At 69.2% G+C, this 25,471-nt stretch carries 27 protein-coding genes; 17 read left to right on the top strand and 10 right to left on the bottom strand.

Going from position 1 to position 25,471, the window contains the following annotated elements; genetic code table 11:
* Positions 1 to 31: 31 nt before the first annotated feature.
* From DIE12_RS03725 to DIE12_RS03745, 5 genes are read left to right on the top strand one after another with little or no spacing between them, the layout of a single operon-like run.
* Entirely contained in the window at positions 32 to 217 is a 186-nt protein-coding gene (locus tag DIE12_RS03725; protein WP_124519791.1) for a DUF2964 family protein, read from the top strand.
* Positions 218 to 248: 31 nt separating this feature from the next.
* Entirely contained in the window at positions 249 to 1,385 is a 1,137-nt protein-coding gene (locus DIE12_RS03730) for an ABC transporter permease (protein WP_124519790.1), read from the top strand.
* Positions 1,382 to 2,086 (top strand): ABC transporter ATP-binding protein, encoded by a 705-nt coding sequence (locus DIE12_RS03735; protein ID WP_185640954.1) that lies wholly within the window; start codon positions 1,382 to 1,384, stop codon positions 2,084 to 2,086. The genes DIE12_RS03730 and DIE12_RS03735 overlap by 4 nt, the downstream gene beginning before the upstream one ends.
* The gene (locus DIE12_RS03740) at positions 2,083 to 3,168 is read left to right on the top strand and encodes an HlyD family secretion protein (RefSeq protein WP_124519788.1); all 1,086 of its coding nucleotides are present in this window, start codon (positions 2,083 to 2,085) and stop codon (positions 3,166 to 3,168) included. Before DIE12_RS03735 ends, DIE12_RS03740 begins: the two co-directional genes overlap by 4 nt.
* Entirely contained in the window at positions 3,146 to 4,636 is a 1,491-nt protein-coding gene (locus DIE12_RS03745) for an efflux transporter outer membrane subunit (protein WP_124519787.1), read from the top strand. Before DIE12_RS03740 ends, DIE12_RS03745 begins: the two co-directional genes overlap by 23 nt.
* Before the next feature lie 50 nt (positions 4,637 to 4,686).
* Here the strand turns inward: DIE12_RS03745 and DIE12_RS03750 are convergent, their stop codons facing one another.
* Positions 4,687 to 5,136, bottom strand: a complete 450-nt coding sequence (locus DIE12_RS03750) for a hypothetical protein (protein WP_124519786.1) — start codon at positions 5,134 to 5,136, stop codon at positions 4,687 to 4,689.
* A gap of 280 nt (positions 5,137 to 5,416) precedes the next feature.
* Here DIE12_RS03750 and DIE12_RS03755 point away from each other — a divergent pair, with 280 nt between their 5' ends.
* The gene (locus DIE12_RS03755; protein WP_124519785.1) at positions 5,417 to 6,820 is read left to right on the top strand and encodes an MBL fold metallo-hydrolase RNA specificity domain-containing protein; all 1,404 of its coding nucleotides are present in this window, start codon (positions 5,417 to 5,419) and stop codon (positions 6,818 to 6,820) included.
* Between the two features lie 72 nt (positions 6,821 to 6,892).
* Here the strand turns inward: DIE12_RS03755 and DIE12_RS03760 are convergent, their stop codons facing one another.
* Genes DIE12_RS03760 through DIE12_RS03780 form a run of 5 tightly spaced genes read right to left on the bottom strand, consistent with a single transcriptional unit; the run spans position 6,893 to position 12,056 of the window.
* Positions 6,893 to 7,933, bottom strand: coding sequence for a zinc-dependent alcohol dehydrogenase family protein (locus tag DIE12_RS03760; RefSeq protein WP_124519784.1), 1,041 nt, complete (start codon positions 7,931 to 7,933; stop codon positions 6,893 to 6,895).
* On the bottom strand, positions 7,930 to 8,961 hold the full coding sequence (locus DIE12_RS03765) for a bifunctional enoyl-CoA hydratase/phosphate acetyltransferase (RefSeq protein WP_124485950.1): 1,032 nt from the start codon (positions 8,959 to 8,961) through the stop codon (positions 7,930 to 7,932). Before DIE12_RS03765 ends, DIE12_RS03760 begins: the two co-directional genes overlap by 4 nt.
* Positions 8,962 to 8,963: 2 nt before the next feature.
* Positions 8,964 to 10,793 carry an alpha/beta hydrolase gene (locus DIE12_RS03770; RefSeq protein WP_124519783.1) on the bottom strand — a complete coding sequence of 610 codons (1,830 nt, stop codon included), beginning with the start codon at positions 10,791 to 10,793 and terminating at the stop codon, positions 8,964 to 8,966.
* Complete coding sequence (locus DIE12_RS03775; protein WP_044846537.1) at positions 10,790 to 11,536, bottom strand: beta-ketoacyl-ACP reductase; 747 nt, start codon at positions 11,534 to 11,536, stop codon at positions 10,790 to 10,792. Before DIE12_RS03775 ends, DIE12_RS03770 begins: the two co-directional genes overlap by 4 nt.
* On the bottom strand, positions 11,526 to 12,056 hold the full coding sequence (locus tag DIE12_RS03780; protein ID WP_124519782.1) for a hypothetical protein: 531 nt from the start codon (positions 12,054 to 12,056) through the stop codon (positions 11,526 to 11,528). Before DIE12_RS03780 ends, DIE12_RS03775 begins: the two co-directional genes overlap by 11 nt.
* A gap of 196 nt (positions 12,057 to 12,252) precedes the next feature.
* Here DIE12_RS03780 and DIE12_RS03785 point away from each other — a divergent pair, with 196 nt between their 5' ends.
* The 4 genes from DIE12_RS03785 (at position 12,253) to DIE12_RS03800 (ending at position 15,706) form a co-directional block, all read left to right on the top strand.
* Positions 12,253 to 13,092 carry a universal stress protein gene (locus DIE12_RS03785; RefSeq protein WP_124519781.1) on the top strand — a complete coding sequence of 280 codons (840 nt, stop codon included), beginning with the start codon at positions 12,253 to 12,255 and terminating at the stop codon, positions 13,090 to 13,092.
* A gap of 8 nt (positions 13,093 to 13,100) precedes the next feature.
* Positions 13,101 to 14,303 carry an acetate/propionate family kinase gene (locus tag DIE12_RS03790; protein ID WP_124519780.1) on the top strand — a complete coding sequence of 401 codons (1,203 nt, stop codon included), beginning with the start codon at positions 13,101 to 13,103 and terminating at the stop codon, positions 14,301 to 14,303.
* Between the two features lie 69 nt (positions 14,304 to 14,372).
* Positions 14,373 to 14,876 (top strand): universal stress protein, encoded by a 504-nt coding sequence (locus DIE12_RS03795; RefSeq protein WP_124519779.1) that lies wholly within the window; start codon positions 14,373 to 14,375, stop codon positions 14,874 to 14,876.
* Entirely contained in the window at positions 14,873 to 15,706 is an 834-nt protein-coding gene (locus DIE12_RS03800) for a universal stress protein (RefSeq protein WP_124519778.1), read from the top strand. The genes DIE12_RS03795 and DIE12_RS03800 overlap by 4 nt, the downstream gene beginning before the upstream one ends.
* Positions 15,707 to 15,758: 52 nt before the next feature.
* On the opposite strand, the gene DIE12_RS03805 is transcribed toward DIE12_RS03800, so the two are convergent.
* Entirely contained in the window at positions 15,759 to 16,229 is a 471-nt protein-coding gene (locus DIE12_RS03805; protein WP_124519777.1) for a universal stress protein, read from the bottom strand.
* Positions 16,230 to 16,479: 250 nt separating this feature from the next.
* On the opposite strand from DIE12_RS03805, the gene DIE12_RS03810 reads away from it, so the two are divergent.
* From DIE12_RS03810 to fnr, 3 genes are all read left to right on the top strand, one after another.
* Positions 16,480 to 18,468, top strand: a complete 1,989-nt coding sequence (locus tag DIE12_RS03810) for a PAS domain S-box protein (RefSeq protein ID WP_124519776.1) — start codon at positions 16,480 to 16,482, stop codon at positions 18,466 to 18,468.
* Positions 18,465 to 19,112 (top strand): response regulator transcription factor, encoded by a 648-nt coding sequence (locus DIE12_RS03815; protein ID WP_124519775.1) that lies wholly within the window; start codon positions 18,465 to 18,467, stop codon positions 19,110 to 19,112. Before DIE12_RS03810 ends, DIE12_RS03815 begins: the two co-directional genes overlap by 4 nt.
* 426 nt (positions 19,113 to 19,538) lie before the next feature.
* The gene (fnr, locus tag DIE12_RS03820; RefSeq protein ID WP_124519774.1) at positions 19,539 to 20,312 is read left to right on the top strand and encodes a fumarate/nitrate reduction transcriptional regulator Fnr; all 774 of its coding nucleotides are present in this window, start codon (positions 19,539 to 19,541) and stop codon (positions 20,310 to 20,312) included.
* 25 nt (positions 20,313 to 20,337) lie between these two features.
* Here the strand turns inward: fnr and DIE12_RS03825 are convergent, their stop codons facing one another.
* Positions 20,338 to 21,327, bottom strand: coding sequence for a zinc-dependent alcohol dehydrogenase family protein (locus tag DIE12_RS03825; protein ID WP_124519773.1), 990 nt, complete (start codon positions 21,325 to 21,327; stop codon positions 20,338 to 20,340).
* Between the two features lie 172 nt (positions 21,328 to 21,499).
* On the opposite strand from DIE12_RS03825, the gene DIE12_RS03830 reads away from it, so the two are divergent.
* From DIE12_RS03830 to DIE12_RS03845, 4 genes are all read left to right on the top strand, one after another.
* A complete protein-coding gene (locus tag DIE12_RS03830) occupies positions 21,500 to 22,507 on the top strand; it encodes an Acg family FMN-binding oxidoreductase (protein ID WP_124519772.1) in 1,008 nt (335 codons plus the stop codon).
* 19 nt (positions 22,508 to 22,526) lie between these two features.
* Positions 22,527 to 22,862 carry a c-type cytochrome gene (locus tag DIE12_RS03835; protein WP_124519771.1) on the top strand — a complete coding sequence of 112 codons (336 nt, stop codon included), beginning with the start codon at positions 22,527 to 22,529 and terminating at the stop codon, positions 22,860 to 22,862.
* 22 nt (positions 22,863 to 22,884) lie between these two features.
* Positions 22,885 to 23,913, top strand: coding sequence for an LOG family protein (locus tag DIE12_RS03840; protein ID WP_124519770.1), 1,029 nt, complete (start codon positions 22,885 to 22,887; stop codon positions 23,911 to 23,913).
* Between the two features lie 140 nt (positions 23,914 to 24,053).
* Entirely contained in the window at positions 24,054 to 24,296 is a 243-nt protein-coding gene (locus tag DIE12_RS03845; protein ID WP_124519769.1) for a hypothetical protein, read from the top strand.
* Positions 24,297 to 24,418: 122 nt separating this feature from the next.
* Here DIE12_RS03845 and DIE12_RS03850 read toward each other — a convergent pair whose 3' ends face one another.
* Positions 24,419 to 24,658 (bottom strand): hypothetical protein, encoded by a 240-nt coding sequence (locus DIE12_RS03850; RefSeq protein WP_124519768.1) that lies wholly within the window; start codon positions 24,656 to 24,658, stop codon positions 24,419 to 24,421.
* Positions 24,659 to 24,706: 48 nt separating this feature from the next.
* Positions 24,707 to 25,357 (bottom strand): BON domain-containing protein, encoded by a 651-nt coding sequence (locus tag DIE12_RS03855; RefSeq protein ID WP_059452433.1) that lies wholly within the window; start codon positions 25,355 to 25,357, stop codon positions 24,707 to 24,709.
* Between the last annotated feature and the right edge of the window lie 114 nt (positions 25,358 to 25,471).

The raw sequence follows: 25,471 nt of genomic DNA on the forward strand, positions 1-25,471 counted from the left end.
GTCCACGGCGGCCGCTTCCCGGGAGAACGTCATGATGGGTCTGCGATACCGAAACGCGCTTGCGACGCTCTGCGTATTCATCGCGCTCGCGTCGCTGCTGGGCGTCGTGCATGCGATGCTGATCGACGAGCGGGTCGTCCCGTACGCGATCGTCGCGCTCGTGTCGGGCATCGTGGCGTTCGTCGCGCAGCTGGATCCGGCGCCGTCCGGGCGCTAGGCGCACGGCCGGACGCGTCGGATTCGCCATCATGAACGGCATCCTGCGTCTCGCGTTCAAGCTGCTCGTCAACGACAGCGCGAAATTCACCGCGCTGATCGTCGGCATCACGTTTTCGGTGCTGCTGATGATCGAGATGACGTCGCTGTTCGCCGGCATCCTGAACAAGTCGTCGGCGTCGGTCATCAATATCGGCGCGAAGGTATGGGTGATGGACCCGGCCGTGAAGACGATCGCGAACAGCATCGGCATGCCCGACTACGTGCTCGACGCGGTGCGCAGCATCGACGGCGTCAAGTATGCGGTGCCGCTCTATTCCGGCGGCGCGCTCGTCAAGCTGCGCTCCGGCACCTACCAGGCCGTGACGGTCGTCGGCCTCGACGACGCCAGCCTGCTCGGCCGCCCGACGATGCTGCAGGGCCGCATCGAGGACATCTACGCGGAAAACGGCTTCATCGCGATTCAGGATCCCGAGTTCCGGAAACTCGAGAATCCGTCCGTCGGCACCGATTTCGAGTTGAACGATCATCGCGGCGTGATCGTCGGCATCGCGAAGGTCGCCGCGAGCGGCCTGTTCGGCACGCCGACGCTTTACACCACCTACGCCCGCGCGATCCGCTACATTCCGTCGCCACGCTTCACGACCTCCTACATCCTCGTCGAGCCCAAGTCGGATGCCGACATCGCCCACATCAAGGCCGTCGTGCAAGCGCTCGGCTATCGCGCGTACACACGCGACGAATTCATCGCGCAGATCGCGCGCTTCTACAAGTACGAGACCGGGCTCGGCACCAACATCATGCTGATGACGATCATCAGCTTCATCATCGGCCTGTCGATTTCCGGGCAGACGTTCTATGCGTTCATCCTCGAGAACCTGGACAAATTCGGCGCGCTGAAGGCGATCGGCGCGAAAAGCCGCGAGCTGGTCGCGATGATCCTGTTCCAGGCGACGTTCACCGCGCTGACCGGTTACGGTATCGGCGTCGGGCTGTGCGTGCTGATGATCAGTCTCGCGAAACTGCGGATTCCCGACTATGCGGCGCTCATCACGTACGGCAACCTGTCGCTCGCGTTCGGGATGGTGGTCGTGATCGCGACGATTTCGAGCTATCTCGGCGTGCGGCGCGTGCTGCGCATCGAGCCGTTCGACATCTTCCGGGGCTGACGATGGCCGGCATCGCGATCGACGCGCGCGGCGTCGGCAAATGGTTCGGCGAAGGCGACGCGCGCACGCAGGCACTGCGCGACGTGTCGATGCAGGCGAACTTCGGCGAGATGCTGCTGATCGTCGGGCCGTCCGGCAGCGGCAAGACGACGCTGCTCAGCGTGATCTCCGGCATCCTGCGGCCGGACGGCGGTTCGGTGTCGATCGACGGCGTCGACCTGTGGGCGCAGCCGAACGACGCGATCGCCGATTTCCGGCTGAACCGGATCGGTTTCGTGTTTCAGGATTACCACCTGTTCCCGCGGCTCACGACCGCGGAGAACGTCGCGATCCCGCTGATCCTGAGGCGCCGGCCGTGGGACGACGCGCTCAAGGAAGCGCACGCGTATCTGGACGTGGTCGGGCTCGCAAACCGCGCGCAACTGCCGCCCGTGAAGCTGTCCGGCGGCGAACAGCAGCGCGTCGCGATCGCGCGCGCGATCGTCAGCCAGCCCGACCTGCTGATCCTCGACGAGCCGACCGCGTCGCTCGATGGCGACACGGGCCGCATGATCATCGACTTCGTCAAGCACAAGGTGCTCGACGACACGCGCTGCATCGTGATCGTCACGCACGACGCGCGGATCTTCGAGTACGCGGATCGCGTCCTGCGGATGGAAGACGGCAAGCTGAACGGCATCGAGCGCGGAGGTGCACGATGAAACACCGGCTCGTGTTCGTGGCGGCCCTGCTCGGCTTCCTGGCAAGCGTCCTCGCCGCGTGGGTCTACAGCCGCCAGGAGCCGCCGCAGCCGCCGGTATTCAAGCCGGCCGCCAATCCGTACGCGCGCGGCGTCTATGCGAACGGCATCGTCGAGAGCGAGCAGCCGGCCGGCGCGAACGTGAACGTCTATCCGGACGTCTCGGGCGCGGTGACGCGCATCCTCGTGCACGACGGCGATCCGGTGAAGGCCGGCGACGCGCTGCTGACGATCGACGACTCGGTGCAACGCGCGACCGCCGCCCAGCTCGCGGCGCAGGCCGACGCGGCCGCCGCGCTGCTCGACGAGCTGAAGGCGCAGCCGCGCCGCGAGGTGCTCGACGTGGCCAGTGCGCAAACGGCGGCCGCGCAGGCGAGCCTGAAGCTCGCGCAGGACCAGTACGACAAGCAGCGGCACGCGTACGACATCGATCCGAAGGCGGTCAGCCGCGACGCGCTCGACACGGCCGCGAACGCGGTGCGCGTCGCGGCGGCCAACCTGGACGTCGTGACGCGGCAGTATCGTCTGACCAAGGCCGGCGCATGGAGCTACGACGTGCGCAACCAGGAAGCGCAGGCCATCGCGCTGCGGCGCGCGGCCGACGCTGCGGCCGCACTGCTCGCCCGCTACACGCTGCGTGCGCCGGCGGACGGGACCGTCCTGGCGATGAACGCGGCCGTGGGGGCCTACCTGACCTCGCAGGGGCTCTACGACACCTATACGCGGGGCAGCACGCCGGTCGTGGTGCTCGGCACGCCGGTCGACCGGCTGCAGGTCCGCTGCTACATCGACGAGATCCTGATCCACCAGTTACCCGACCTGCATGCGTTGAAGGCGCACATGTTCGTGCGCGGCACATCGGTCGAGGCCGATCTCCAGTTCGTGCGCGTGCAGCCATACGTCACGCCGAAGATCGAGCTGTCCGACCAGCGCACCGAGCGCGTCGACGTGCGCGTGCTGCCGGTCATTTTCCGTATCTTGCCGAACAGGAATGTGCGGCTGTTTCCCGGGCAGATCGTCGATGTCTACGTCGCAGGCAAATAACGGGGCCCGCCGCGCGCGCGCGCTGCGCCGCGGCACCGGCGCGCTGGCCGTCGCCGTGCTGCTCGCGGGGTGCACGGTCGGGCCGAATTTCGTCCCGCCCCCCGCGCCGCGCGTCGCGCGCTTCGTGCCGCCCGACGATCCGGGCGCGGCGTCCGGCTCCTGGAGCGGCGGCGGCCGGACGCAGGCATTGTCGGCGGACGCGGCGCTCACGCGCGACTGGTGGACACGCTTCGGCAGCCGCGCGATCGACTCGACCGTCGCCGAAGCATTGACCGGCAGCCCGACGCTCGATCTCGCCGAAGCGACGCTGCGGCGCAGCGAGCACGCGCTGCGGGCCGGCCAGGGGATCTTCTTTCCGCAGGTGGATGCACAGGCCGGCGCGTCGCGCCAGCGCGCTGTGCCGCTGCGCACCGGCCAGGCGTTGCCGGCGTCGATCTTCAACCTGTTCACGCTGTCGGCCACGGTCAGCTACACGCTCGACCTGTGGGGCGGCGAACGGCGCCAGGTCGAAGCGCTCGCGGCCGACGTCGATGCGCAACGGCAGGCGCTGGCGGGCGCCTACCTGATGCTGACCGCGAACGTCGTCAATACGATGGTCGCGCGCGCGGCCTATCGCGACGAAGCCGCGGCGACGCGCGAAATGATCGGCCTGCTCGACGAGCAGGTTCGTCTGACGCGCGCGCAGGTGACGGCCGGCGCGGCAGCCTACGTCGCGGTGCTGACGCTGGAATCGCAGCGGGCGTCGTTCGAGGCGACGCTGCCCGCGCTCGACCAGAAACGCGCGCAGGCCGACGATCTGCTCGCGCTGCTGGCCGGCCGCTACCCGGCCGACTGGCGGACGCCGGACCTGTCGCTCGACGGGATCGAGCCGCCCGCCAGCCTGCCCGACACGGCGCCGTCGTCGCTGGTGCGCCGCCGCCCCGACATCCTGCAGGCGGAAGCCCAGTTGCACGTGGCCAGCGCGCGGGTCGGCGTCGCGACGGCCGCGCTTTACCCGAACCTCTCGCTGTCCGCATCGGGCGGGTTCGACAGCGTCGTCGCCGGCAAGCTGTTCTCGCCCGCCGGCCGCGTGTGGAGTGCCGGTGCCGCACTCACCGCGCCGATCTTTCATGGCGGCTCGCTGCTGAACCAGCGGCGCGCCGCGCAGGATGCGTACGACGAAGCCGATGCGACCTATCGGCAGGTCGTCCTGTCGGCGTTCTCGCAGGTGGCCGACACGTTGCGCGCGCTCGCCAACGACGCGGCGGCGCTCGATGCGCAGGCGCGCGCGATGGCCGCGGCTCGTGACGCGCTGAAGCTCACGCAGGCCGGCTACGACGCGGGGATTGCCGGCTACGTCCAGTTGCTGGTCGCCGACTTGCAATACCATCAGGCGCGGATTGCGTGGCTGCAGACGGTCGCGCAGCGCCTGCAGGATACGGTTGCGTTCTACGTCGCGCTCGGCGGCGGCTGGGGCGATGCGGGCTGACGCGCGCCGACAAGCGCGCCGCACCGGCATTCAGTCCCGCTCAGCCCCATTCAGCCCGTCTGCGCCACCACGTCGGGCCGCTGCCACGGCGGCAATTCCGCCCAGCCGAGCGGCCCGTAGACGGTGCCGCCGGCGGCCTCGATCCGTTCGACGAACGTGGCGAGCGTGACCCCGGCCGGCACGGTCAGCGTCAGCGCGTCGACGAAATCCTCGCTGCGCAGCCATGGCGCCGCGCCGTGGTTGATCTGCTGGACGCTCCACGCATGCCCGTGCCGCCCGGCCTCGGGCGGTAACAGACCCGGCGCGTCGAACGCGACCCGGAGCAATTGCACGCGCGAATCGCTGTACGGCGGTTTCGCGGCATTCTGGTACGGCACGTCCGCCCAGCGCTCGCCGCATTGCTCGTCGAGCGGCAAGCAGGTAAACCACGCCCAGGGCGCGCGGACGAAGCACAGTCGGTAAAGGTGCCCGGCACCATCCAGATTGGCGATCAACGTCATGATGGGTTCATCCCGAAAGACTCGTGAGGCGACGCGTGATGCCGAACGCATCGCGCGCATGGCATGCGCGGATAACGGGGTCCCGACACCGCATGCACGCACCAACTCACTATCCTGCCGCCGCCGGGGCCCATGCTTGATCGTCGTCAAACCGCGCGCCGGCCGGGAATCTCGCCCGGCCGGCATGGGGATCCCGCAATTCCTGATTTCGGTCAACCGCCGCCCGCGCGTTCGGGATGTAATCGATTTACTGTTCCGTCGACTCCCGCAGAGGCACCCCATGAAACTGACTTTTCTCGGTGCGACCGAAACCGTGACCGGCTCGAAGTACCTGCTCGAGCACGGCGGCCGGCGCGTCCTGGTCGATTGCGGCCTGTTCCAGGGGACCAAGAACCTGCGGCTGCGCAACTGGCGCGCGCTGCCGTTCGCGCCCGACACGCTGGACGCGGTCGTGCTCACGCACGCGCACATCGATCACACCGGCTATCTCCCGGTGCTGGCCCGCGAAGGCTATCGCGGGCCGGTGTACTGCACGGCGGCCACGGCCGAACTCTGCGACATCATGCTGCGCGACAGCGCGCGGCTGCAGGAGGAGGAAGCCGACTTCGCGAACCGGCACGGTTATTCGAAGCATCATCCCGCGCAACCGCTCTACACGCTGGACGACGCGCAGCGCGCGCTGCGCCTGCTGCAACCCGTCGCCTTCGACGAATGCACCGCGCTGGGCGGCAGCCTGTCGTTCCGCCTGCTGCCGGCCGGGCACATCCTCGGCGCGGCGAGCGTCGTGATGCACTGGGACCACAAGGTGCTCGCGTTCTCCGGCGATCTCGGCCGGTATCACGACCCGATCATGCAACCGCCGCGCCCGCCCGCGCATGCCGACTACCTGGTGGTCGAATCGACGTACGGCGACCGGCTGCATCCGGCGTCGGATCCCGAAAACGAGCTGGCCGGGATGTTCGACAAGACCTTCGCGCGCGGCGGGGTCGTCGTGATGCCCTGCTTCACCGTCGGCCGCGCGCAGGAGATCCTGCACTACATCGCGCGGCTGAAGGCGGCCGGCCGCATGGCGCGCGTCCCGGTGTTCGTCGACAGCCCGATGGCGACGGACGTGACCGAGATCTATCGCCACCATATCCTCGAACACCGGCTGACGGCCTCCGAAGCGAATGCGCTCGGCCACGTGGCCACGATGATCCGCTCGGTCGAGCAGTCCAAGGCGATCGCCGAACACCACGGCCCGATGGTCATCATCGCCGGCAGCGGGATGGCGACCGGCGGGCGCGTGCTGCATCACCTGAGCCGCCATGCGCCCGACGCGCGCAACACGATCGCGCTGGTCGGCTACCAGGCCGCCGGCACGCGCGGCGCGGCACTGGCCGCGCACGAGCCGACGCTGAAGATTCACGGCGAGTACGTGCGCGTGCGCGCGCAGGTCGAGTCGATCACGACGCTGTCGGCCCATGCCGACTACGAAGAGATCCTGAAGTGGCTCGGCACGATGCAGGGCGCGCCCGTGCGGACCTTCGTCACGCATGGAGAACCCGCTGCCGCGGATGCGATGCGCCGGCGCATCTCGGAGCGCCTGCATTGGCCGTGCGAGGTGCCGACCTACGAGCAGTGCGTCGATCTGGACGCGATTGAATCAAACAACACGCAGGAGCCCGCCGCGCTGTCGTCCTGACTGCCGGCGCAACGCCGGCCGCGCGTGACGGGCGGCGGAAGCACCCGGTTTCCGCCACGCGCGGCCCGGCATTCAGCCGATTTCGATGATGACCTTCAGCGCGTGGGTCTGCGCGGCGCGCCCGAACGTGTCGTACGCGCTTTCCACGTCGTCGAGCGAGAACCGGTGCGTGATCAGGCGCGCCGGATCGAGGCGCCCGGCGCCTACCGTCTTCAGCAGCATCGGCGTGCTGACCGTGTCGACGAGCCGCGTCGTGATCGAGATGTTGCGATCCCACAGCTTCTCGAGGTGCAGATCGGCCTTGACGCCGTGCACGCCGACGTTCGCGACGACCCCGCCAGGCGCCACGAGCGACGTGCACATCTCGAACGTCGCCGGAATGCCGACCGCTTCGATCGCGCAATCCACGCCGACGCCGTCGGTCAGCTTCATCACTTCCGCGACCGGGTCGCCGCCGTGGCCGTCGATGCAGTCGGTCGCGCCGAAGCGCCGCGCGACCTCGAGCCGGTTGCCGTCCGGGTCGATCATGATGATCCGCGCGGGCGAATAGAACTGCGCGGTCAGCAACGCGGCCAGCCCGATCGGCCCCGCGCCGACGATCGCGACCGAGCAGCCCGGCTGCACCTTGCCGTTCAGCACGCCGCATTCGAAGCCGGTCGGCAGGATGTCGGACAGCATCACGAGCGCGTCCTCGTCCGCGCCGGCCGGGATTCGGTACAGGCTGGTCGGCGCATGCGGGATGCGCACGAACTCGGCCTGCGTGCCGTCGATCCGGTTGCCGAGGATCCAGCCGCCGGTCGTGCAATGCGAATACAGTCCGCGGCGGCAGTACTCGCAGCGGCCGCACGACGAGATGCACGAAATCAGCACGTGGTCGCCCGGCTTCAGCGAATCGACCGCCGCGCCGACCTGCTCGACGATGCCCACGCCTTCATGGCCGAGGACGCGGCCCGGCTCGCACGTCGGCACGTCGCCCTTGAGGATGTGCAGATCGGTGCCGCAGATCGTCGTGCGCGTCACGCGGACGATCGCGTCGGTGGGCGACTGCAGTTCCGGTTTGGGCCGCCGTTCGAGCGCCTTGCGCCCGGGGCCGTGATACACGAGTGCTTTCATCGCAATTCCTCCATCGAAAGGGGGGCCTGTTCAGGCATCGGGGCGGCGTCATGCCGGACCTGTGCCAGCAACACCGCGAGCGCGCAGGATGCGACCCGGACGGCGACGCCGTCGGCGCGGCTCGTCAGCACGATCGGCACGCGCGCGCCCACGACGACGCCCGCGTTCGCGGCGCCGCCCAGGTATTCGAGCTGTTTCGCGAGCATGTTGCCCGCTTCGATATCGGGCACGACGAGGATGTCCGCACGGCCGGCAACCGGCGAGTCGATCCCCTTCTCGCGCGCGGCCCGCTGCGATATCGCGTTGTCGAACGCGAGCGGGCCGTCGACGACCGCCCCCGTGATCTGCCCGCGCTCGGCCATCTTCGCGAGGGCCGCCGCGTCGAGCGTCGAACGCATCGCCGGATTGACGGTCTCGACCGCGCACAGCACCGCGACGCGCGGGCGCGCGACGCCCAGCGCATGCGCGACGTCGATCGCGTTCTGCGTGATGGCCGCCTTCTGCGCGAGATCCGGTGCGATGTTCACCGCGGCGTCGGTCAGGATGAACGGCCGCGGATACGCCGGCGCCTCGATCAGGAAGCAGTGGGACATGCGCTTGTCGGTGCGCAGGCCCGATTCCGCGGCGACGACGGCCCCCATCAGCTCGTCCGTGTGCAGGCTGCCCTTCATCAGCGCGCCGGCGCGGCCCGACGCCGCGAGTGCCACCGCGCGGGCCGCCGCGGCGTGGCTGTGGGGAACGTCCTCGATCGTCCATTTCGCGAGATCGACGCCCGCCTCGCTCGCCACGCGCAACACCTTCGCGCGCGGCGCGACGATCAGCGGTTCGATCGATGCGCCCAGCGGCGACGCGTTGAGCGCGGCAAGCGCGACGAGGCTGGCCGTGTCGCACGGATGCACGACGGCCACCGTCAGCGGCGGCGCATGGCGCGCACGCGCGATCAGGGCGGGCAGTTCGCCGTCCGCGCGCGGCAACAGGCCGGGCAGGCACGCGCCGGCGGACGGATCCGGATGCAGGTTCAGGTTCATGTTCAGGTCTCCAGCACGTAGCTGCCGGGCGCTGCGCCGAAGCCGGCGGCCGGAACGCGTGCGGGCACCTCGCCCGACGAATGCGCATGCAGCCAGTCGCGCCAGCACGTCCACCACGATCCGTCGAGCGCGGGCGTTTCGCTCACGAAGTCGCGCCGGTTGCGGTAAGGCGCGCCGGGCTCGCGCGTCGCGCAGCGATAGTGGCGTCCCGGATGGCCGGGTTCGGACACGATCCCGGCATTGTGGCCGCCGGAGGTCAGCACGAACGTCAGCGCGTGGTGCGTGAGCAGATGGAGCTTGTAGACGGAACGCCAGGGCGACACGTGATCGCGCTCGGTCCCGACCACGAACGTCGGCACGTCGATATCCGACAGCGCGACCGGCCGCCCGTCGACGCAGTAGCGGCCGGCCGCGAGATCGTTGTCGAGAAAGAGGCGCGTCAGGTATTCCGTATGCATCCGGTACGGCATGCGCGTGGTGTCCTCGTTCCACGACATCAGGTCGTTCGGCTTCGTGCGCGTGCCGAGCAGGTATTCGCTCATCATGCGCGACCAGATCAGGTCGCGCGCGTTCAGCAACTGGAACGCGGCGGACATCTGCGCGCCGTCCAGGTAGCCCTGCCGCCACATCAGCGCATCGAGCGCGGACAGTTCGCTCGCGTCGATGAAGAGGCCGAGTTCGCCGGGTTCGCTGAAATCGGTCTGGGCCGCGAGCAACGTGACGGAGCGCAACGCCTCGTGTTGGCGGCCGTCGCGCGCGAGCGCCGCCGCGCCGATCGCCAGCAGCGTGCCGCCGAGGCAGTAGCCGACCGCGTGGACCGCTTCGCCGCAGATCGAGCGGGCGGCGTCGAGCGCCGCCATGCACCCGTCGCGCAGATAATCGTCGAGCCCGAGCTCGCGCGCCTCCGCGCCCGGATTGCGCCACGACACGGCAAACACCGTGTAGCCGGCATCGACCAGGAAGCGGATCAGCGAATCGTGCGGCTGCAGGTCGAGGATGTAGTACTTCATGATCCACGACGGCACGATCAGGATCGGCTCGCGCGCCACGCCGGCCGTCGTCGGGTCGTATTGCAGCAGCTCGCACAACGCGTTGCGCCAGACGACGCGGCCCGGCGTGATCGCCACGTCGCGTCCCGGCAGATAGGCGCGCGTATCGCGGGCCCGCGTGCCGTGCGTGCGCTCGAGCAGCGCGTGCGCGTCTTCCAGCCAGTGCCGCCAGCCTGCCGCGAGATTCGCGCCGCCGCTGCGCATCGTCGCGTCGAGCACGACCGGGTTGGTCGCAAGGAAATTGCCCGGCGAGCATGCGTCGAGCCACTGTCGCGCGACGAATCCGACCAGTTCCTCGTGATGCCGTTCGACGCCCGGCACGCCGCGCGTCGCGTCGCGCCACCAGCGCTGGATCGACAGGAAGCCGTCGCGGTACGTGCGAAACGGCCATCCGGACCACGCGGGCGCGGCGAAGCGCGCATCGGCCTGCCCGGCGTGCACGGCCAGGCCGCCCGCGCCGCCATCGTCGGCCTCGCCCTTGCCCTCGCCTTCCCGGTTGGCCGCGGGTGCCACGGCAGCCAGCCACGCCTGCGTCGCAAGCTCGAAGCATTTTCCCGGCGACACGGCCAGATGCGCGCCCCAGTCGAGCGTGGCCAGCGCGAGCGACACGGGCGACAGCCCGAAGGTCATCGCGGCCACGTTCGCATGCGCGGCGCGGTTCCATTCGTCGGCGGGCGACGGCCGGGCCGGCGTGCATCCGGCCGGGTGCGACGCCGGTACGTTCGTAGCCGTTGGCCGCATCGACTCGTGCTCGATCGGCATGCGCATGACGGATGCGTTCATCGCATGTGCATGCCGCCGTTGACATCGAATTCCGCGCCGGTCGCGAAAGCCCCCGCGTCGGAACACAGGAACGCGACGAGCTCGGCGATCTCGCCGGGATTGCCGAGGCGGCCGACCGGGATCTGCGGCAGGATCTTCGTGTCGAGCACTTCCTTCGGCACCGTCTCGAGCATCGCGGTCGCCAGATAGCCCGGGGCCACCGTGTTGACCGTCACGCCGTGGCGCGCGAGCTCGAGCGCCAGCGCCTTCGTGAAGCCGTGGATGCCGGCCTTCGCGGCCGCGTAGTTCGCCTGCCCGTATGCGCCGCGCGAACCGTTCACCGAGCCGATGTTCACGATCCGCCCGAAGCCCGCCTCGATCATGCCCGGCACGAACGGCTTCGTCATGTTGAACATGCCGTCGAGGTTGGTGCGCAGCACCGCGTCCCACATGCTCTTGGTCATCTTCACGAAGGTGGCGTCCTGCGTGACGCCGGCGTTGTTGACGAGCACGTCGACGCGCCCGAACTCGGCCAGCACGCGTGCCGCGCAGTGCTGGCACGAATCGTAGTCGGCGACGTCGACCTCGAACGCGTGGAACGTCCTGCCCGCCTCGCGTTCGTGCGTGAGCCACGTCGCGACGTGGTCGTTGCGCTCCGTATGCGACACCGCCACCGTCATGCCCGCATCGTGCAGGCGACGGCTGATCGCGGCGCCGAGGCCCCCCATGCCGCCCGTGACGAACGCGACCCGATCAGCGCACATGGTCGTTCTCCTGCGCGCCGGTCGTGCCGTTCAGGCGGCGCACGGCAACCGGCGCCCCGTCGTTCGCGTCCTCGATCCCGCGCTCCAGCGCCGTCATCCAGTCGGCCCACGGCATGCTGGCTTCGTTGACCACCGCCAGCCGCCCCAGGTCGGGCAGCCAGTCGGTCTGATAACGCGACATCGCGCCCGCGCCGTATTCGCGCAACCAGGTACGCCATGCGCCGGCGTTCTCGTATTGCGCACGCATGCACAGCTCGGCGGCATCCTGCCAGATCGCGACGCTCGCGATCGCGTAGTCGCGCATCACCTGCCGGGTCGCCTCGCCGAAGGCCGTCCACTCTTTCGTGTCCGCCAGCGCCTGCTGCAGGAGGCGCACCGCGGCGCGGTCCCGCTCGATGCGCCGCCCTGCCAGCGCGTGCCATTCGTGCTGCCAGTCGCGGTTCTGCGCGACCATGCGCAGCGCGAGATCGCAGCCCGCGCGGCAAGCGTCGTTCGGTGTCGTCAAAGCGTACGTACTCATCGGCGTCCCTCGTTCGATCCGGTCAATGGGTTGGCATCGCGCCTCGTGCCGCCTGCCCGGGATCGGGATCGGCATCGCGACCGCTTCACTGTGCGGGCATCGCGCAACGGAGCCGTTGATCTGAGTCAAGTACGCGGAAACCCTGCTCCGTAGACTGGATTGCACTGGCGGTTCCCCCGTCGATGGAGCGATTCCGATGAGCTACAAGAGCATAGTCGTGCACCTCGATACGAGCGCCCGCGCGCATTCGCGCCTCGAGTTCGCGCTGCGCCTCGCCCGGCGCTTCGGTGCGCACCTGACCGGCCTGTTCGCGGTCTACACGCCGGAACCGCATTCGTTCTACGTGATGGCCGGGTCCGCCGATTACTTCCGCGAGCAACGCGCACAGCGCGACGAGCGGCTCGCCGCGCTGGAACGCCTGTTCCACGCCGAGACGGCCCGCGCGAAAGTGCCGGCCGCGTGGGTGCGTGCCGACGACCGCGCGAACCTGGCCGTGCCGCGCGCCGCACGCCTGGCCGACCTCGTGATCGCCGGCCAGAGCGACCCGAACGATCCCGAGACCTACATCGACGACCAGTTTCCGGAGAACCTCGTGTTGTCCGCCGGTCGCCCGGTGCTGCTCGTGCCGTACACGGGCGAATTCCCGTCGATCGGCGAGCGGGTGTTCATCGCGTGGGACGGCAGCCGGGAGGCGGCCCGCGCCGCGCACGACGCGCTGCCCTTTCTCGAACACGCGAAGCGCGCGACGGTCGCCGCCGTGGTCGATGGCGCTTCGGAAGCGGCGGCCACGCGCATTCCGGCCGCCGACGCCGCGCTGATGCTGGCGCGCCACGCACGCGACGTGAACGTGCTCGAAATCGATACCGGTGCCGGCCCGACGGTCGGCGATACGTTGCTGTCGCGCGCGTATGAAACGGGTTCCGACCTCCTCGTGATGGGCGCCTATGGCCATCCGCGCTGGCGCGAGCTGGTGATGGGCGGCGCCACCCGCACGGTGCTGGCGTCGATGACGCTGCCGGTCCTGATGTCGCACTGAGCCGGCCGATGCGTACGCTCGCCCTGCTCGTCGTCAATGCCGGTTCGTCGAGCGTGAAGTTCGCGCTCTTTGCCTGCCCGCCGCACGGCGACCCCGCGCGGCGGCCGCTGCACGAGGGCGAAGCGGTCGCGGCCGGCAACAGCGTGTCGATCCGCTTCGACGCCGAGCCGGACGGTTCGCTGCCGCTCGGCACGGCGGACGATCCCTACCGCGCCGTGCTCGCGCGGATCGCGGCGTGGATCCGCGTGAAGTTGCCGCATGTCGCGCTGGGCGCGATCGCGCATCGCGTCGTGCACGGCGGCGCACGCTACGTGGAGCCGATGCTCGTCGACGACGACGTGCTGGACGCGCTGCGCACGCTGACGCCGCTCGCGCCGCTGCATCAGCCGCACAGCCTCGATGCGATCGACGTGCTGCGCGACGCGTTTCCGGACGTCCCGCAGATCGCCGTGTTCGACACGGCGTTTCATCGCACGCTGCCGCGCGTCGAGCAGCTGCTGCCGCTGCCGCATGCGTGGTTCGACCAGGGCGTGCGCCGCTACGGATTCCACGGGCTGTCGTACGAATACCTGTCCGTCGCGCTCGACGAGTCGTTCGGCGCCCGTGCGTACGGCCGCGTGATCGCCGCCCATCTCGGCAGCGGCGCGAGCCTGTGCGCGCTGCGCGACTGCCGCAGCGTCGCGACGACCATGGGCTTCTCGGCGCTCGACGGATTGATGATGGGCACGCGCAGCGGAACGCTCGATCCCGGTGTCGTCCTGCACCTGCTCGAGGCCGGCAAGCTGTCCGGCGACGAGCTGGGACACATGCTGTATCACGAATCGGGGCTCAAGGGCGTGTCGGGCGCGTCGGGCGACCCGCGCGTGCTGCTCGCGCGCGAGGCGGCCGGGGACGAAGCTGCCCGCGATGCGCTGGCGCTGTACGTCCATCGCATCGTGCGCGAGACCGGCGCGCTGACCGCGCTGCTCGGCGGCCTCGACATGCTGGTGTTCACGGCCGGCATCGGCGAACACTCGGCGGTGTTGCGCGAGCGGATCTGCGCGTCGCTCGGCTGGCTCGGCATCGTGCTCGACGCGCGCGCGAATGCCGATCATGCGCATGTCGTGTCGTGCGCGTCGAGTGCGGTCACGGTGGTCGTCGAGCCGACCAACGAGGCGTGGGTCGCGGCGCGCGCCGCGGTGCGCGTGCTGCGCGCCAATCGCGACGCTTGATCCAGATCAGCGCGAGCGGCGCATACGCGCCGATGATGATTCCATCGGCATCCGTTGAAGGGAAACGTCATGTACTCGAACATTCTGGTCGCGCTCGACGGCAGCGATACGTCGTCCCGCGCACTCGACGCCGCGCTGAACCTCGCGGCGGAGACGGGTGCGCGGCTGACCCCGGTCTACGTCGTCGACTTCCTGGTGCCGGCCTACGACACGTACGGATACGATCCGTCGATCCTGATCGATGCATTTCGCGAGGAAGGACTGCGTGTCACGGAGGATGCGGCACGCCGCATGAAAGCGCGCGACGTGGCCGGCACGTCGCAGATCTACAACGTCGCGCCGGCCGGCGAAGACGTTGCGCACCGGATCGTCGGTCTCGCCGGCGAGACCGGCGCCGACCTGATCGTGATGGGCACGCATGGCCGGCGCGGTTTCCGGCGCCTGTTCCTCGGCAGCGTCGCCGAGCGCGTGCTGCGTCAGGCCACGTGCCCGGTCCTGATGATACCGGCAAGCTGCGCCGCGCAGGCGCCCGCCGAAACCACCGCGGCATCAACCGAAAAGGAGCCGTCATGAGCTACAAGACCCTGCTCGTCCATCTCGACGACAGCGAGCGCTGTGCGACGCGCGTCGACCTCGCGCTCGAACTCGCGGGACGCTGGAACGCCCATCTGATCGGCCTCTACGTGGTCTGCCAGGACCTCCTCGAGCCGTTGCGGCGGCCGGACGAACCGCTGAAGCTGGCCGTCTACGAACGCCTGTGCGAACAGCGGCGCAAGGAAGCGGAAGAAAAATTCCTGAGCGCCGCCGAACGCGCCGGACGCAGCGTCGAATGGCGGGCGCCGACCGGCAACGCGACAGAGGCCGCGGTCCTGCACGCGCGCCACGCCGATCTGCTGGTGCTCGGCCAGGAAAACCCCGACGACCGCCTGACCTACGTCGCACGTCACTTCGTCGAGGACGTCGTGATGGGCAGCGGACGCCCGGCGCTCGTCGTGCCGTACGCGGGCGACGTGCGCACGCTCGGCGAGAACGTGCTGATCGGCTGGGACGGCGGGCGCGAAGCCGCCCGCGCGATGGCCGACGCGCTGCCGCTGCTCGCCCGCGCGCGTTTCGTCAACGTCGAGACGGTCGCCCGCGGGCAACCCGATCCGGACAAGACGCCGGCAGGCGTCGACGTCGCCGCGTATCTCGAACGGCACGGCATTCGCGCGTCGTTCTCGAGCACGCCGCGCGAACGGCCTGTGAGCGTGGGCGCGACGCTGCTGAACCGGGTGACCGACCTGCATGCGGATCTGCTGGTGATGGGCCTGTACAGCCATGCGCGCATGCATGAACGCGTGCTGGGCGGCGCGACGCGCACGATCCTCGAAACGATGACGGTGCCGGTCCTGCTGTCTCACTGAGCGAACGAAAACGGGGCAGCCGCTCGCGGCTGCCCTCGTCCCGTCACGACCGTCACAACATGCCGGCACACGCGCCCGGCCCCTCCCGTACGACCAGCACCGGCCGGTCCGCGATACGCACCAGCGATTCGGCGACGCTGCCGAGCAACGCGCGGCGCACGCCGCGCCGGCCATGCGTGCCCATCACGATCAGGTCCGCGTCGCATTCGGCGGCGGCACGCGCCAGCACGTCCGATACGTTCTCTCCGCACGCGTCGATCGTTTGCGCGATGCCGCGTACACCCGACAACCGGAACGCGGTTTCCGCATCCGCGAGCGCGATCGCGGCCTTGTCCGCATCCAGTCCGGCCGGGTCGCGCCGGTCGATATAACCGCTGTCGACGTCGGCCAGCCGCGGCCCATCCGACACCACGCACATGGCGATCACCAGACTGCCCGACTCGCGGGCGAGCGAGATCGCCTCGTCGAGCGCGAGGCGCGCGCCACGGCTGCCGTCGAGTGCCGCAAAGATCCTTTGGTACATGACGCCTCCCAATTGTCGTCAGGGGTCGACCGGTTCGTGAAACCAGTCTGATCCTCGCAGGCGGCGCTCCGTTGACGCGGGTCAAACACGCGCGGCGCCGCCCCCTTGCGCATCGGTCCCGATTGGCGAACGTCGGCAAAACGCGCACAATTCCGTGCGATATCGCAGTTGCGTCCCGCTCCGCCTTTCGTGCCCCCCGTCCGGCCCGCCGCCAGCCAGCCGTCGACGAAATCCGTCAGGATGAACGGCAATGACAGTGAATGCGCCTCCCCCCCAGGCCGGACCGGCTTCACACCGGATTCGGCCCGCCCGATATGCAGCCGCGGCCGCGCTGCTGACGCTGGCGCTTGGCCTGGCTGCAACGTTCGCGGCATCCCGCGTACTGCAGAACGGGGCGCAGCACGCCGCCCAGGCGAGGTTCGCGCAAACCGCGACCCTCGCGACGGCCGACCTCCGGCGCAGCCTCCTCGGTGCGGCTGCCGTATTGCGCGGCGCGCGCGGCTTCGCGTCGACCCTGCCCGCGCCGCAATCCGGAGCGGCGTGGCGCCGCTATCTCGACAGTCTGAATCCGGACGAATTGCAGTCGCCGGTCCGCAGCCTCGGGAGAATCGAGCCGAGCGCGGCGGAGGACGATCAGGCGACCCGGCAGGCGCTGCAGCGCGCGGCGGAAACCGGCAAGGTCGCGCTCGCCGCGAACGCGATCCAGGACGCCACCGATGCCGCGCTCGCGCGGACGGAGCTGACGCTGTACCTGCCGATTTATGCGAACGCTGAAAACCTCGCTTCGTCCGGGACGCGGCACGCCACGGCGACCGGATACGTTTATGCCGCGCTGAATCCGGCTCGTCTCGTCGATTCGTCCGTGCTCGATCGGCTGCGCGTGGAAATCATGGCCGACAATCCGGCCGCGCCGGTGTATGCCGGCGGCTTCGGCGCCGGCGACTCGAACGCCGCCGGCGACCTGTTCCGGCGCACCGATTCCGTGACGTTCGGCGGCACGCCGCTCGCGCTGCGCTACAGCGCGCCGCGCGCCGACACGTCCGGTCCGACGACGGCCGTCCTGCTGGCCGGCACCGTGCTCTCGCTGACGCTGGCCGCGCTCGTGCGGCAGGTCGTCGCGAAACGAGCGCTTGCCCCCGCCGGCGACAGCCAACCCACCGAGGCCCGGATGATGGGCATCATCCGGTCGTCGATGGAGGCCGTCATCACGGTCGACGAGCGTCAGACGATCGTGATCTTCAACCCGGCCGCCGAACACGTGTTCGGCGTCAGCGCGATGGAGGCGATCGGCGCGCCTCTGTCCCGCTTCATCCCCGAGCGCTTTCGCGCCGCGCATGCGCGACACGTCGAGCAGTTCGGCGTGACGGGCGTGTCGGAGCGCCAGATGGGGCGGCAACGCGTGCTGTTCGGCTTGCGCGCCGACGGCACCGAGTTTCCGATCGAGGCGTCGATCTCGCAGATTCGCGACGGCACCGGCAAGCTGTACACGGTCATGCTGCGCGACGTGACCGAGCGGGTGCGCGCGGAAAATGCGCTCAAGCGGTCGCGCGAGGAACTGCGCGAGCTGTCCGCCAACCTGCAGAACGTGCGGGAGGAAGAGAAAACGCGGATCGCGCGCGAATTGCACGACGACCTCGGCCAGCAACTCACCGCGCTCAAGATGGATCTGTCGGCCGTCGAGCTGGGGCTCGCGGGCATCGTCGCCCCCAACACCGGCGTGCGCGAGCAGCTGAGCGGCATGCACCGCCTGATCGATTCGATCGTTGCGTCGGTCCGGCGCATCGCGGCCGATCTGCGGCCGGTGATGCTCGACGACCTCGGCCTCGTTCCGGCGATCGAATGGCTTGCAAACGATTTCACGCGCCGCAACAGGATCACGGTCGAGCGGGACATCGCCCCCGTCGATACCGCGTTCACCGGCGCCGGTGCGACGACGCTGTTCCGCATCGTGCAGGAGGCGCTGACCAACGTCGCGCGACACTCGGACGCGACGAACGTGACGCTGGCATTGAAAGTGGAAGACGGTTATTGCATGCTGCGCATCGCGGACAACGGTCACGGCGCGCCGGAGCCCACCCGCAACGGGCAGGATCGCCCGTCGTTCGGCCTGATCGGGATCCGCGAGCGCGCGCACATGCTCGACGGGACGGTGACGATCGACAACCGGCCGGGTGCGGGATTCACGATCACCGTGGCGCTGCCGCTTCACGCCATCCAGCAAGGAGATGTGCTGTCATGATCAGGGTACTCATCGCCGACGACCACGCACTCGTCAGGGACGGTCTTCGGCACATCCTGCAGAGCGCGAGCGGTTTCGAGGTCGTCGGCGAAGCGCAGGACAGTGCCTCGACGATCGCGCTCATGCGCGACACGGATGCCAGCGTGCTGGTGCTCGACCTGTCGATGCCCGGCCGCAACGGTGTCGAACTCATCAAGCAGATCAAGGACGAGAAGCCGGGATTGCATATCCTCGTGCTGACGATGCATGCCGAACAGCAGTACGCGGTGCGCGCATTCCGCGCGGGCGCCTCGGGCTACATGACCAAGGAAAGCGCCAGCGCCGAACTGGTCGCCGCGTTGACCAAGATCGCGGCCGGCGGCGTCTACGTCAGCCTGACCATGGCCGAGCAGTTCGCGCAGAGCCTGAACGAGCCGACCGATCTCCTGCCGCACCAGCGCCTGTCCGACCGCGAATTCGACGTGTTCCGGCGCGTCACCACCGGCGAGTCGATTTCCGAGATCGCGCAGGCGCTCTGCGTCAGCGTCAAGACCGTCAGCACGTACAAGACGCGCATCCTCGAGAAGATGCAGATGCCGAACGACACGGCACTCGTGCGCTACGCGATGCGCCACAAGCTGTTCGAGGACCCGGACGAACTCTGACGGCGGCATCGGGCGCGGGCGGCGCCCCGCCCGGCTGTCCCGACGGCATCGGTGACGGCGGCCGGGCCCGCGCGGGCCGCGCCCCGCCCTTCATCAGCGTCCCGCACCCGCCCGCGACGCTCGCGACAAGTTGCCGCGCCCCTGTAGGAAACCTCCTACAAGACTTCCATCTCACCTACTGCAACTTCAATTCCGGCTGATTTTCTTGACGTTGCGCAACATCCATACTGCACATCAAGAAAAACGCACAAACGTGCCTCCCGGAGCCCAAGGCAGCATCATCGACGAGACCGGTGTATCGGTCTCCCGGCGCGTCCGGTGGGGCTTTCCCGACAGGAAGGCGGCAGAGACCAAAGCCGCCGGTACAACGGCCAGCGCGACCCCGCCCGACGGCGAGCCGCCGCTGCCCCCGAACTGGAGCCGATCATGCACAGCAGTGCCGAAGTTTCGACGACCATGCCGTTACGCCCGTTCATCCCGCTGCATCCCGTCGAACCGACGGATCAGCCCAAGCGCGCCGCGTCCCGCTGTTCGACGTGCGCATTGCGTACCGTCTGCATGCCGTCCGATCTGTCGCCCGACGATTTCGCGCGCGTCGACGCGATGATCTGCACGACGCGCCACGTCAAGCGCGGCGAAACGCTGTTTCGCGCGGGCGATGCGTTCAACAGCATCTACGCAGTGAGAACCGGGTCGTTCAAGACGATCGTGATGCATCGCGACGGCGACGAGCAGATCACCGGCTTCCAGATCGTCGGCGAGTCGCTCGGGCTTGACGGCGTGTACACCGGGCACCACAACGGCGACGCGATCGCGCTCGAGGACAGCACGGTCTGCATCATCCCGTTCGGCCAGCTCGAGCAGATGTGCCGCGAAGTGCGGCCGATGCAGCACCACGTGTACCAGATGATGGGCGGCGAGATCGTGCGCGAATCCTCGCAGATGCTGCTGCTCGGCACGATGAGCGCCGAACAGCGGGTGGCCGCGTTCCTGCTGAATCTGTCCGCGCGCTTCAAGGCACGCGGCTACTCGGCCGCGGAATTCGTGCTGCGAATGACGCGCGACGAGATCGGCGAATATCTCGGCATGAAGCTCGAAACCGTCAGCCGCATGCTGTCGAAGTTCCAGCACAAGGGGCTCGTCGCAGCGCAAGGCAAGCAGATCCGGATCGTCGATTCGGAAGGCCTGCGGCAAATCTGAGCGCGCCGCGGCGCCGTCGAGCCGATCAACCGCGCATGCCCAGCACGGCGGCGCCCGATACGCGCCCGCCGCGCAGGTCGTCGAGTGCGCGGTTCGCGTCGGTCAGCGCATAGCGCACCGCCTCGACCCGCAGCGGCATCGCGGCCGCGATCCGCATGAATTCGACCGCGTCCGCACGCGTCAGGTTGGCCACCGATGCGATGCGGCGCTCGCCCCACAGCCACGCGTACGGAAAGCCCGGGATGTCGCTCATGTGAATGCCGCCGCACACGACGATCCCGCCCTTGTCGAGCGCGCGCAGCGCGGCCGGCACCAGCGCCCCCACCGGCGCGAAGATCAGCGCGGCATCGAGCGGCTCCGGCGGCGCTTCGTCGCTGCCGCCCGCCCACGCCGCACCCAGCGACAGCGCGAGCTGCTGCGCGGCCGTGTCGCCGGGCCTCGTCAGCGCGAACACCTCGCGTCCTTCGCAATGCGCGACCTGCGCGACGAGATGGGCCGCCGCACCGAAGCCGTAGATGCCGATGCGGCGCGCGTCGCCCGCCATGCGCAGGGTGCGATAACCGATCAGGCCCGCGCACAGGAGCGGCGCGGCTTCCAGATCGGAATAGCGTTGCGGCAGATGCACGCAATAGCGGTGATCGGCGACCACGCGCTCGGCGTAGCCGCCGTCGATCGTATAGCCGGTGAATCCGGGGCTGTCGCACAGATTCTCGCGGCCGGACCTGCAATACGCGCAATGCCCGCACGTCGAGCCCAGCCACGGCACGCCCACCCGGTCGCCGACGGCGAAGCCCGTCGCGCCTTCGCCCAGCCTGCGCACCGTCCCGACGATTTCGTGACCCGGAATCAGCGGCAGCTTCGGGTGCGCGAGGTCGCCGTCGACGACGTGGAGATCAGTCCGGCAGACGCCGCATGCGTGTACGTCGATCAGCAGCTGGCCCGCCGCGGGCGACGGCTCCGGCACGCGCGCTTCGCGCAAATGCGGGGTCGTGCCGTCAAACATCATCGCAAGCATGCTCGCCTCCCTGCGCGACCGGTTTCGCGCGCTTCGCTTTCCAGGCTAGTCGTCCGCCACCGCGTGCGTTTGCCCCGATGACAGGCGCTTGACGTGGGTCAACGGCCGCCGGACGGTTGCTGACACGATGAAGTGGCGAAACGCCGCCCGCGCGGCAACCTGGAGATGATCGATGATATCCGTTCCCCCGCTTGCTGCAAGCGCCCATCCCGACCAGCAGCTGAGGGAGCTGCTGGGCTACGCGGTGCTGGCGCCGTCCAGTCACAATTCCCAGCCGTGGCGCTTCCTGGTCAACGGCGCCACGATTTCCGTGTGCGCGGACCGCGTCCGCGCGTTGCCGGTGGTCGATCCGTTCGATCGCGAGCTGATCATCAGCTGCGGCGCGGCGTTGCTCAACCTGCGGGTCGCGCTCGATCACGCCGGGCTCGCCCACACGATCACCACGTTTCCTTCCGAAGTCGACCCCGATCTCCTTGCGGTGGTCCGGGTCTGCGACGACGGCTATTCCGATGCGTCCGTCGGCTCGCTGTTCGATGCGATTCCTGACCGCGTCACGACGCGCGCCCCCTTCGAATCGACGCCCGTGCCGGACGAGATCCAGCAAGAGTTGATCGCGGCCGGCGTCGCGGAAGGCGCCGACGTCGCGTGCGTCGACGCGCTCGCGCACCGTGCGCGCGTGGCCGAACTGGTTGCCGAGGCCGACCGCCAGCAGTTCTCGGACCCGCGCTTCCGGCGCGAGCTGGCGAGCTGGATCGACCCGCGCCGGCACGTGGACGGCATGCCCGCTTTCGCGGCCGGCGTGCCGACGTTGCTGGACTTCGCCGCGCCCGTCGTGACGATGGCGGTACGGACCTTCGATCTCGGCGACGGGCTGGCCGCGCTGCATCACCAGCTCGTCGGCGCGTCGCCGTTGATCGTGTGCATCGCGACCGTGCGCGACGATCGCGAAGCGTGGCTCGCTGCCGGGCAGGCGCTCGAGCGGATCCTGCTCGTCGCGACGCGCGCCGGTTATACCGCGTCGTACCTGAACCAGCCGATCGAGACGGCCGGGTTGCGCGCCCACCTGCGCCACATGCTCGGGCTGCGCGGCGAGCCGCAGTTGCTGCTGCGCGTCGGGCGCGGCCCGCATACGCCGCATTCGCCGCGTCGCCCGCTCGACGAAGTGATCTCCTTCTCCTGATCTCGACAAGGAAACGAACATGAGCATCATGCGTTGCGCCGCCCTCTGCGCGATTGCGCTGATAGCCGGCACGGCCGCCGCGCAGACGACCGTGCCCGAGCCGACCGAACTCGTCAACGCGCAGCACTGCATGTTCTGCCATACGACCGACATGACGTTCCTCGGGCCGTCGTTTCACGAGATCGCCGAGCGCTATCGCGGCGATCCGCATGCCGCTGCGCAGCTGGAACGCAAGCTGCGCGTCGGCGGCCGTGTGCATTGGGGCGACACGCCGATGCCGTCCGCCATCGATCGCGGCGGCCCGCTGTCTCGCGACGACGCGCATCGGCTCGTGCAATGGGTGTTGAGCCAGTGACCGTCGCGGGGCGCTTCCGTTCATGTCGACCCTCGTCAAACGCGCGCCCGCCGGCATGACACGCGGCCACGCACGCCGCCGCCCAGCCCCCGCCGCGACGATCGCGAAGATGCGCGGCAAACGGCTACGCGCGAGGCCCGATGCCGTCGTCGGCAAGGACGCCACCCCGCGCATCCCGCGCCGCGCGCGGCGCGTCGTCCCATCCCCGAACCGCGCCTCGGCCGAAGCGGACGCGACCCTTCTGCGGGGTTCCGGCATGCGCGGCATCCGGCTGCAACTCGATTACTGGAAAGCCGAGGAGCGCCTGCAGAACGAACGGATCGGCCATGCGGTCGTGATCTACGGCAGCACGCGTATCGTCGCGCCGTCGGTCGCGAAGGCGCGGCTGGACGAAGCGAATCGCCTGCTCGCGGAGCGTCCGTACGACGCGAGCAGGCGGCGCGCCGTCACGATCGCCAGCCGGCTCGTCGAATACAGCGTGTATTACCGCGTCGCGCGCGCGTTCGGGCGCATCGTCGCCCATGCCGACCGGTGCACGCGCACCGCGCGGCTCGCGATCGTCACCGGCGGCGGCCCCGGCATCATGGAGGCCGCCAACCGCGGGGCGTACGAGCGCGGCGCGCCGAGCATCGGCTTCAATATCGAGCTGCCGCGTGAACAGGCGCCCAATCCGTACATCACGCGGGCGCTCTGCTTCCGGTTCCACTATTTCGCGATCCGCAAGCTGCACCTGCTCGAGCGCGCGAAAGCGGCGGTCTTCTTCCCCGGCGGCTACGGCACGTTCGACGAGCTGTTCGAAGTGCTGACCCTGCTGCAGACGCGCAAGATCGCGCCGCTGCCGGTCGTCCTCGTCGGCGAGGCGTACTGGCGCCGCGCGGTCGACCTGGCGTTTCTCGCGGACGAAGGGATGATCGACCGCCGCGACCTGGAACTGTTCACGTATTGCGAATCCGCCGAGGCGATCTGGGACGCGATAGGCAGCTGGTATGCGCGGCGTCGCGAACGCGCGCCGGCACGCTGCAACGGGTCTTCGAAGCCACGCGCCGTGTAGGAATCCGCCGACGAGACGGGTGCGATTCCTACCTCGACTTCGGGGCACGCTGATTGAATCGGGGGCGCGCGGCAACGATACTGAAATCACGGATACCGGCCGACCGGCAAGCCGATCGCACAACAACCAGGAGAGCCGTCATGTCACACGCCGACTATCGTTCCGATTCGGGGATGCGGGCCGCCGCATCCGACACGTCCGACGCATCCGGCACGGCCGCGCTCGACACGCTGGCACTCGTCGCGCTCGCCCGGGACGCCGGCATGCTGGTGACACTCGACGGACAGATCGGGCGCGAGCGCTACGAAAGCGTGACGGGATCGATCGCCACACTGGCCCGCTTCGCCCAGGCCCTGCAGCTTTCCGCGCTCAAGGTGGAGTGATACCCGGCGTCGTGGCGTCGCGCCTCGGTATCGGTCGCCGGTGCGACGGCCCCCGTCGCTGCGCGGCTGCGCGCAGCGCGCGACGTGACCGACGCCTTCGTCGACCCGCCCCGCCCACCGGTTCAGACCGTGAAGGTATTCGACTTCTTCATCTCGATCCACGTCATCCCGGCGCGCAGCGCGTCGATCGCGGCTTCGCGCTCGGTCGCATGCGTCCTGCAGTGCGCGAACGTCCGCTCGCACATGCCGTCCGGCGATTCGAGCGTGACGTGGATCCGGCAGCGGAAGCCGCCCGTTTCGGCCGCGACCGTCTCGATCGCGACCGACCAGTCCGTTTCGTGAAGTTCGCCTGAAAGTGTCATCCGGCCGCCCTCCTGGATCGCCGCGGATCGCGCCTGCGCCTGCCTGACTTACTCGACCACCAGGTCGTCGACGACGGCACGCACGCCGCGCGCGGACCACGCGGCACCGCGCACGGCCTTGCGTTCGGAGAACGAGCCGACCTTGCCGGATAGCCGCACGGTGCCGTCGTGCACGTCGATCGCGATATGCTTCGCCTCGCGCTCCGCGTGACGCATGATCGCGCGCTTGATGTTCCCGCCGATGTCGTCCGCACCGACCGTCCCCTGTACCGCGATGTGGTCGGTCACGCCCGTCACGCTGCGCATCTGCGAGATCGCGCGCACGGCCAGATGGCTCTGGTATGCCCAGTCGACCTTGCCGGACAACGTGATCCAGCCGCGCTCGACCTGCACCTTGACCGCGTCGTCATGCAGCCCGACCGTCCAGTGCAGCACCGATCGCACCGCTTTCGCGATGTCCTCGTCGGTGCGCACGTCGTCGTCCGGCAGATGCACGGTCATGTCGACGACGAGCGCCTTGACGCCGGCCACGCGGTTCGCCGCGCGCTCGATCGCCAGCTTCTCCGCGTAGCTCGGCGGGTGCCCCGAAAGCGTCACGATCCGGTCGGTCACCTCGACGCCGATGCGTGTCGAATCGATCGACGGGTCGGACTCCAGTTCGTCCTGGACATCCTGCTTCAACTGCTTGTCGGTTTTCATCGTCTGCTCTCCTGTGAGCCGCGGCGTGCCTGTCCGCCGCACGTAGCCAGATTTGCACACGTGCGGCGCCCGATCGCTGATGCAGGTCAACGTATGCCGCGCGCCGCACGTCGT

It is taken from the genome of Burkholderia sp. Bp9015 (assembly GCF_003853505.1).
Taxonomy (GTDB): Bacteria; Pseudomonadota; Gammaproteobacteria; order Burkholderiales; family Burkholderiaceae; genus Burkholderia.

Coding starts and splice junctions, on each gene's coding strand:
- DIE12_RS03725 (WP_124519791.1), top strand. CDS start 32: ATGATGGGTCTGCGATACCGAAACGCGCTTGCGACGCTCTGCGTATTC.
- DIE12_RS03730 (WP_124519790.1), top strand. CDS start 249: ATGAACGGCATCCTGCGTCTCGCGTTCAAGCTGCTCGTCAACGACAGC.
- DIE12_RS03740 (WP_124519788.1), top strand. CDS start 2,083: ATGAAACACCGGCTCGTGTTCGTGGCGGCCCTGCTCGGCTTCCTGGCA.
- DIE12_RS03745 (WP_124519787.1), top strand. CDS start 3,146: ATGTCTACGTCGCAGGCAAATAACGGGGCCCGCCGCGCGCGCGCGCTG.
- DIE12_RS03750 (WP_124519786.1), bottom strand. CDS start 5,136: ATGACGTTGATCGCCAATCTGGATGGTGCCGGGCACCTTTACCGACTG.
- DIE12_RS03755 (WP_124519785.1), top strand. CDS start 5,417: ATGAAACTGACTTTTCTCGGTGCGACCGAAACCGTGACCGGCTCGAAG.
- DIE12_RS03760 (WP_124519784.1), bottom strand. CDS start 7,933: ATGAAAGCACTCGTGTATCACGGCCCCGGGCGCAAGGCGCTCGAACGG.
- DIE12_RS03765 (WP_124485950.1), bottom strand. CDS start 8,961: ATGAACCTGAACCTGCATCCGGATCCGTCCGCCGGCGCGTGCCTGCCC.
- DIE12_RS03770 (WP_124519783.1), bottom strand. CDS start 10,793: ATGAACGCATCCGTCATGCGCATGCCGATCGAGCACGAGTCGATGCGG.
- DIE12_RS03775 (WP_044846537.1), bottom strand. CDS start 11,536: ATGTGCGCTGATCGGGTCGCGTTCGTCACGGGCGGCATGGGGGGCCTC.
- DIE12_RS03780 (WP_124519782.1), bottom strand. CDS start 12,056: ATGAGTACGTACGCTTTGACGACACCGAACGACGCTTGCCGCGCGGGC.
- DIE12_RS03785 (WP_124519781.1), top strand. CDS start 12,253: ATGAGCTACAAGAGCATAGTCGTGCACCTCGATACGAGCGCCCGCGCG.
- DIE12_RS03790 (WP_124519780.1), top strand. CDS start 13,101: ATGCGTACGCTCGCCCTGCTCGTCGTCAATGCCGGTTCGTCGAGCGTG.
- DIE12_RS03795 (WP_124519779.1), top strand. CDS start 14,373: ATGTACTCGAACATTCTGGTCGCGCTCGACGGCAGCGATACGTCGTCC.
- DIE12_RS03800 (WP_124519778.1), top strand. CDS start 14,873: ATGAGCTACAAGACCCTGCTCGTCCATCTCGACGACAGCGAGCGCTGT.
- DIE12_RS03805 (WP_124519777.1), bottom strand. CDS start 16,229: ATGTACCAAAGGATCTTTGCGGCACTCGACGGCAGCCGTGGCGCGCGC.
- DIE12_RS03810 (WP_124519776.1), top strand. CDS start 16,480: ATGACAGTGAATGCGCCTCCCCCCCAGGCCGGACCGGCTTCACACCGG.
- DIE12_RS03815 (WP_124519775.1), top strand. CDS start 18,465: ATGATCAGGGTACTCATCGCCGACGACCACGCACTCGTCAGGGACGGT.
- fnr (WP_124519774.1), top strand. CDS start 19,539: ATGCACAGCAGTGCCGAAGTTTCGACGACCATGCCGTTACGCCCGTTC.
- DIE12_RS03825 (WP_124519773.1), bottom strand. CDS start 21,327: ATGCTTGCGATGATGTTTGACGGCACGACCCCGCATTTGCGCGAAGCG.
- DIE12_RS03830 (WP_124519772.1), top strand. CDS start 21,500: ATGATATCCGTTCCCCCGCTTGCTGCAAGCGCCCATCCCGACCAGCAG.
- DIE12_RS03835 (WP_124519771.1), top strand. CDS start 22,527: ATGAGCATCATGCGTTGCGCCGCCCTCTGCGCGATTGCGCTGATAGCC.
- DIE12_RS03840 (WP_124519770.1), top strand. CDS start 22,885: ATGTCGACCCTCGTCAAACGCGCGCCCGCCGGCATGACACGCGGCCAC.
- DIE12_RS03845 (WP_124519769.1), top strand. CDS start 24,054: ATGTCACACGCCGACTATCGTTCCGATTCGGGGATGCGGGCCGCCGCA.
- DIE12_RS03850 (WP_124519768.1), bottom strand. CDS start 24,658: ATGACACTTTCAGGCGAACTTCACGAAACGGACTGGTCGGTCGCGATC.
- DIE12_RS03855 (WP_059452433.1), bottom strand. CDS start 25,357: ATGAAAACCGACAAGCAGTTGAAGCAGGATGTCCAGGACGAACTGGAG.